The following is a 5904-nucleotide window of genomic DNA, read 5'->3' as shown; positions in this document are numbered from 1 at the left end:
GGGCGGTGCGGGGGCGTGGGGGCGGGGGCGGGGGCAGGGGCAGGGGCCAGGGCGGGGATCGGGGTCCGGGCCCAGGCCCGGGGCCGCCTTCCAGTCCGGTTTCGAGTCCGTCGGGTCTGTCGGGCCCGGCGGGTCCTCGCGGGTGCCCTCCGGCGCCTCGGGGGACCTGCCGATCGGCAGGCCCACGTCGGTCGACCGACCTGCGGAGGCTGCGGGGTCGTTCGGGACCACCGGCCTTTCGGGGTCGTCCGGGCCTGGTGCGTCCACCGTGTACAACGCGTCGGCCGTGCTCGGGCGACCCCGGCGGCGCGTGCTGGTCGTCGCCGTGATCGTCGTCGCGGCCGTGCTGCTGGTCACCGCGGTCGTGGCCGCGTTCCGCCACAACGGCGGCAAGAGCGGTGGCGGCAAGGGCGGAGCCAGTCAGGACGGCGCGTCGTCGTCGGCCACCGCGGGCGCGCCCACCGGCCGGCCCCTCGTCGGCGGCGCGACGCAGCCGGGGGCGGGCACCAGCCAGGCCTCCGCGCTCGGCTACCGCCGGGTCGCCGGGCCGGGCGGGTCGAGCCTGGAGGTCCCGACCACCTGGAGCGCGAGCTCGCAGGGCGCGGACAAGACCACCTACACCGGTCCCGCCGGCTCCCTGGTCGTCGAGTTCACCCCGCACCCGGTCAAGGCCGGGGCGCTCGCCGCCTGGCAGAGCGAGGAGCCGGGCGTCGCCGCGAGCCTCTCCGACTACCACCTGGTCAAGCTCGCCCGCGTCGTCGGCTGGCACGGCTGGGACGCTGCCGACTGGGAGTGGACCTTCCGCTCGGGCCTCGTCGAACGGCACTCGCTGAACCGCGGCTTCGTGGTGGACCCGTCCCACGCCTACGCGATCTACTGGACCGCGCCCGAGGTGAGCTGGCAGACCGGGCGCAGCGCCGAGCTGCTCGCGCGCTTCTTCGCCAGCTTCCAGCCGGCAGGGGGCTGAACGATGGCCAAGGCGTCCGGTGGCCGACTGCTCGCCGAGCGCTACCAGTTGACGGACCGACGCCGCGCGGGCGCGGTTGAGGCGCGTGACCTGCGCAGCGGCGCTCCGGTGCTGCTCGAGGCGGTGCCGCTGCCGGAACTGGTGACCCCGTTCGACCAGGCCGCCGGGCCCGGCCCGGACGACGCGCGGCAACTGGCGCTGCGGCACGCGACGACCGCGGCGGGCGCGGTGCCCGACCATCCGCGGCTCGGCCAGTCGTTCCAGGTCTTCGCCGAGGACGGCTACCTGTGGGTCGCGGGGGAGTGGCTCGCGGGCGTGCCGCTCGCGCAGCTGCTGGAGCGCGGCCCGATGTCGCCCTACCGCGCCGCCGAGGTGGCCTACGACGTGAGCGCCGGGCTGGAGGCGGTGCACCGGGCCGGGCTGGTGCACGGCAACCTGACCCCGGCCACGGTGACCGTCTGCGAGGACGGGGCCGCGCTGCTCGGCGGCCTGGCCGTGGCCGCCGCGCAGGAGGCGCTGTGCGGGGGGCCGGGCGCGGTCGACGCCGGGGCGTCGGTGCCGACCTCACTGTGGAGCCCCGCCCGGGTACGGGCCCGGGACGCGCGGGCCGTCATCGTCGGCGCTGCCGCCGAGCGGTGGGCGCCGGAGCAGCTGGGCGTCATAGGCGGCGCGGGGCAGCCCGTCGGTCCGGCGGCGGACACCTGGGCGCTGGGCGTCCTGCTGTACCGGTCGGTGACGGGCGTGTCGCCCTATCCCGAGTCGGACGTCGACGACCTGTTCGACGCGGTCCGGGCCGGCTTCCGCCCGGACACCCGGCCCACCGGGCCCCTGCGTCCGCTGCTGGACCGGCTGCTCGACCAGGACCCGGCGCGCCGTCCCGGCCTCGCCCAGGTGCGGGCCGTCCTGCGGCAGTTGCTGCACCGCGCCCCCGAGCCGCTGGACCGGGAGGCGCAGCTGGACGCGCTGCCGCCGGGCGTGGCGAGCGCCGTGGAGCTGCCGACGGGGACGCGGCTGCCGGTGCCGCGTCCCGGCGCGCTTCCGGCGCAGCGCTCCCGCGCCTCGCGCGAGATGGTCGAGCGGGCCGGGCCGGTGCATCCGCACCACCACGCGGCCCCGCGACGACGCAACGCGCTCCTGGGACCGTTCCTGGTGGGTGCGATTATCCTTGTGGTCCTGGTCACTCTGGTGCTGGCGGCGACGCTCAAGGGTTGAGCCCGGCGACCGGCTGACAGCGCGATTCGCGAAGCGGAAGGTGTCATTCGCTGCCGAAGCGTCACATCCCGGTCTCAAGGCCATGCCCGGGACGCCGGAGTGTTCGAGGGTCGGGATAGGGTGCGCGGTACCGCGGTTCCTGCCGCGGAACTGGAACAGGCGGCAGGACCCGCGACGAGGGGGCAGACGGGTGGGTACGGAGGCGGGCCGGGTGCTCGCGGGGAGATACCTGCTGGGCGCACGTCTGGGGCGCGGCGGCATGGGCACCGTGTGGCGTGCGACGGATCAGATGCTCGACCGCGAGGTCGCGGTCAAGGAGCTCTCCGTCGGGCACCTGGCCGAGGAGGATCTGCAGATCGTCCAGTCCCGGATGAAGCAGGAGGCCCGCGCGGCCGCCCGGATCAAGCACCCGGGCGTCATCACCATCCACGACGTCGTCGAGCAGGACGGCAAGCCGTGGATCGTGATGGAGCTGATCGACGGCCGCTCGCTGTCCGAACTGGTCGAGCAGGACGGTGTGATCGACCCGCGCGAGGCCGCGCGGATCGGCGCGCAGGTGCTCGCCGCGCTGGAGCGCGCCCACGCGGTCGGGGTGATCCACCGCGACGTGAAGCCCGCCAACGTGCTGCTGGAGCGCGGCACCGGCCGCGTCGTGCTGACCGACTTCGGCATTGCCACCTTCGTCGGCGACTCGGCGCTCACCCGCACCGGCGACCTCGTCGGCTCGCCCGACTACCTGGCTCCCGAGCGCGTTCACGGCGGCCGTCCCGGGCCGGAGTCGGACCTGTGGGCGCTCGGCGCGACGCTCTACGCGGCGGTGGAGGGCCAGTCGCCGTTCCGCCGCGAGTCACCGCTGACGACGCTGGCGGCCGTCGTCACCGACCCCCTGCCTGAGCCGCGCAACGCCGGGGCGCTCGCGCCGGTGCTTCAGGCGCTGATGGCCAAGGAGCCGCAGGAGCGTCCCGGCGCGTCGGACGTGCGCCGGATGCTGGAGGACGTCGCGGCCGGCCACACCACCAACATCAGCCTCGGCAGCCTCGGCGTCGGCCCGCTGCGCACCCCGACCCAGAAGGTCCCCGCCGTGGACCGGCAGGGGGCGCCGTCCGATCCCGACGCCGAGTACACCGCGACGGTGCTCGGCACCGCGGTGAACGGCACGGCAGTCAACGGCGGCGCGGTCAACGGCACGGCAGTAAGCGGTGGCGGGGTCGCCGGCGGCGCGGGCAACGGCGGCGTCAGCGGTGGGTTCGGGAGCGGTGGGTTCGGGAGCGGCCAGGGCAGCCTGCCGACCGGGCCGACCGCCCGTGTCCCGGCCCAGTCGGGCGGGCCCCGTTCCCTGAGCGGTCCGCTCTTCGCCGACGAGGCGGCGCACGCGACCGTGCACGAGTCCGGCCCCGGGGCCGGGGACGGGGACGGGTTCCCGACGGCTCATCGGCCCGAGGTCGGCTACGTGACGAGCCGCGAGGGCACAGGGGCGGGTCAGGCTCCGCGTCGCAGGCGGCGCTGGATGTGGCTGCTGGTGGCCGCACTGGTCGCGGGCGCGGGCGGCGCCGGGGCGACGTACTGGTACAACCACCGGCACCAGACCACCGGTGCGACCAAGCAGAACCAGCCGACCACGTCGCCCTCGACGCCGACGCAGTCCGCCGCGCCGGTCGAGATCCCGTCCGGCTACCAGCTCACGCACGACGCGTACGGCTTCAGCTTCGGCCTGCCGGTGGGCGGCGACAAGCCGTGGGAGCGCAGCGCGCCCAAGGGCCCGACCGCGATCACCTACACGCCCGACGGCATCCATAAGATCATCTTCGGGGTCACCATCGGCAACTCCCGCACCGCCGTGCAGCAGGGGCAGTGGCTGATGGAGCAGCTCAAGGAGAACGACAAGAGCTACCAGCTGATCCGCTTCGGCGCGAACAACTACAAGGACTCCACCGGCGCCCAGCTGGAGTTCTACTTCGTCGACGCCAAGACGCAGACGAAGATGCACGCCATGGAGCAGTTCTACCGGGCTCCCAACGGAACCGAGTACGACACCTTCATCTCGTACCCGGTCGACGACTGGGGCAACGGCTACGCGCGCTTCGAGGAGATTCTGCAGACGCTCACCGTGCTATAGCATCCGCATCCCGGTACCGTGGTGTGAACCGAGCCGTCCATGGAAGTTCACCCGCTCTCCGGGAGGCCGTGATGTCCGCAACGGTGCGCCAGACCCCGGACGCGGTGGTCATCGGATTGGGGCCCGGAGGCGAGGATCTGGCCGGGCGGCTTGCTGATGCGGGCTGGGACGTGGTCGGCGTCGACGAGCGCCTGGTGGGCGGCGAGTGCCCGTACTGGGGCTGCATCCCTTCGAAGATCATGGTGCGGTCCGCCGACCTGGTCGGCGAGGCGCGCCGCATCCCCGGTATGGCCGGGATCGTCCGGGTGCATCCCGAGTTCCGGCCGGTCGCGCGGCGGGTGCGCGAGGCCACCGACGACTGGAACGACAAGCTCGCCGTCGACCGGTTCACCACCCGGGGCGGCCGCTTCCTGCGCGGCACCGCCCGCCTGACCGCCCCCGGCGAGGTCACCGTGCTCGGCGCGGACGGCCTGGAGACGGTGCTGAGGCCCCGTCAGGCCATCGTGCTGGCCAGCGGATCCGAGCCGGTCGCCCCTCCCGTTCCAGGACTGGCCGCCACGCCGTACTGGACCAACCGCGATCTGATCGAGGCCGAGGAGCTGCCGGAGTCGCTGCTCGTCCTCGGTGGCGGGGCGATCGGGCTGGAGCTCGGCCAGGCATGGCAGCGGCTCGGCTGCGCCGTCACCGTCGTCGAGGCCGGCCCCCGCCTGCTGGGCCGCGAGGAGCCCGAGGCGGGCGACCTGCTGACGCGGGTGCTGACCGCCGACGGCCTCGCCGTCCACGCGGGCGCCGAGGTGGCGGGCGTGGAACACCGGGACGGCCGCTTCCACGTGCTGTGCCGCCGCGGAGAGCGGTTCTCCGCGCAGCGGATGCTGGTCGCGACGGGCCGCCGGGTGGCCTTGGACCGCATCGGCGGCGGGGTGCTCGGGCTGTCGTCGGAGACGCGGGCCGTCCCCGTCGACGAGCGGCTGCGCGTCGTCGGAACCCAGGGCGCCTGGCCGGTCGGCGTCTGGGCGATCGGCGACATCACCGGCAAGGGCGCCTTCACGCACATGTCCATGTACCAGGCCGACGTCGCCGTCCGCGCCATCCTGGGCCAGGGCGGCGCGCCCGCGCGCTACCACGCGGTGCCGCGGGTGACCTTCACCGACCCCGAGGTCGGCGCCGTGGGCGCGACCGAGGCCGAGGCCCGCGCCGAGGGCCGCCGGGTCCGGACCGCCACGACGGAGCTGGCCGCCACCAGCCGTGGCTACATCCACGGCGCCAACGGCAACGCGGGCTTCGTCAAGCTGGTCGCCGACGGCGACGTCCTCGTCGGCGCGACCTCCGCCGGCCCGAGCGGAGGCGAGGTCCTCGGGCTGCTCTCGCTCGCCGTCTCCGCCCGGATCCCCCTGGGCGAGCTTGCCTCGACGATCTGGGCCTACCCGACGTTCCACCGCGCGGTCGGCACAGCGGTCGCGGAACTGGCGTAAGGCGCCGGCGCGCACCAGGGCGCCACGCGGGGCTCGCGTGACGCTCTGGTGCCGGGACGGAAGCGCGGCTCGGGGAGACACGCGGGAGCGGCTGGCGTTGCTGGACTCCGGCGCCCCTTCCGCGCCGTTGACGTCCA

General features: G+C 74.8%; 4 protein-coding genes. All 4 read left to right on the top strand.

What is annotated here, in order from left to right:
* Positions 1-268: 268 nt before the first annotated feature.
* The 4 genes from TR50_RS13665 to TR50_RS13650 all read left to right on the top strand — a co-directional run bounded on the left by TR50_RS13665 (position 269) and on the right by TR50_RS13650 (position 5767).
* Positions 269-967 (top strand): serine/threonine kinase C-terminal domain-containing protein, encoded by a 699-nt coding sequence (locus TR50_RS13665; protein ID WP_042420153.1) that lies wholly within the window; start codon positions 269-271, stop codon positions 965-967.
* Positions 968-970: 3 nt separating this feature from the next.
* Positions 971-2179 carry a protein kinase family protein gene (locus tag TR50_RS13660; protein ID WP_052440978.1) on the top strand — a complete coding sequence of 403 codons (1209 nt, stop codon included), beginning with the start codon at positions 971-973 and terminating at the stop codon, positions 2177-2179.
* A 190-nt stretch (positions 2180-2369) separates the two neighbouring features.
* Entirely contained in the window at positions 2370-4295 is a 1926-nt protein-coding gene (locus TR50_RS48710; RefSeq protein ID WP_236654404.1) for a serine/threonine-protein kinase, read from the top strand.
* Between the two features lie 71 nt (positions 4296-4366).
* A complete protein-coding gene (locus tag TR50_RS13650; protein ID WP_042420151.1) occupies positions 4367-5767 on the top strand; it encodes a dihydrolipoyl dehydrogenase family protein in 1401 nt (466 codons plus the stop codon).
* The last annotated feature ends 137 nt before the right edge of the window (positions 5768-5904 follow it).

Source organism: Streptacidiphilus anmyonensis (assembly GCF_000787855.1).
Taxonomy (GTDB): domain Bacteria; phylum Actinomycetota; class Actinomycetes; order Streptomycetales; family Streptomycetaceae; genus Streptacidiphilus; species Streptacidiphilus anmyonensis.
Note: the sequence above shows the minus strand (reverse complement) of the source record. Positions and strands in the feature narration are given on the sequence as shown.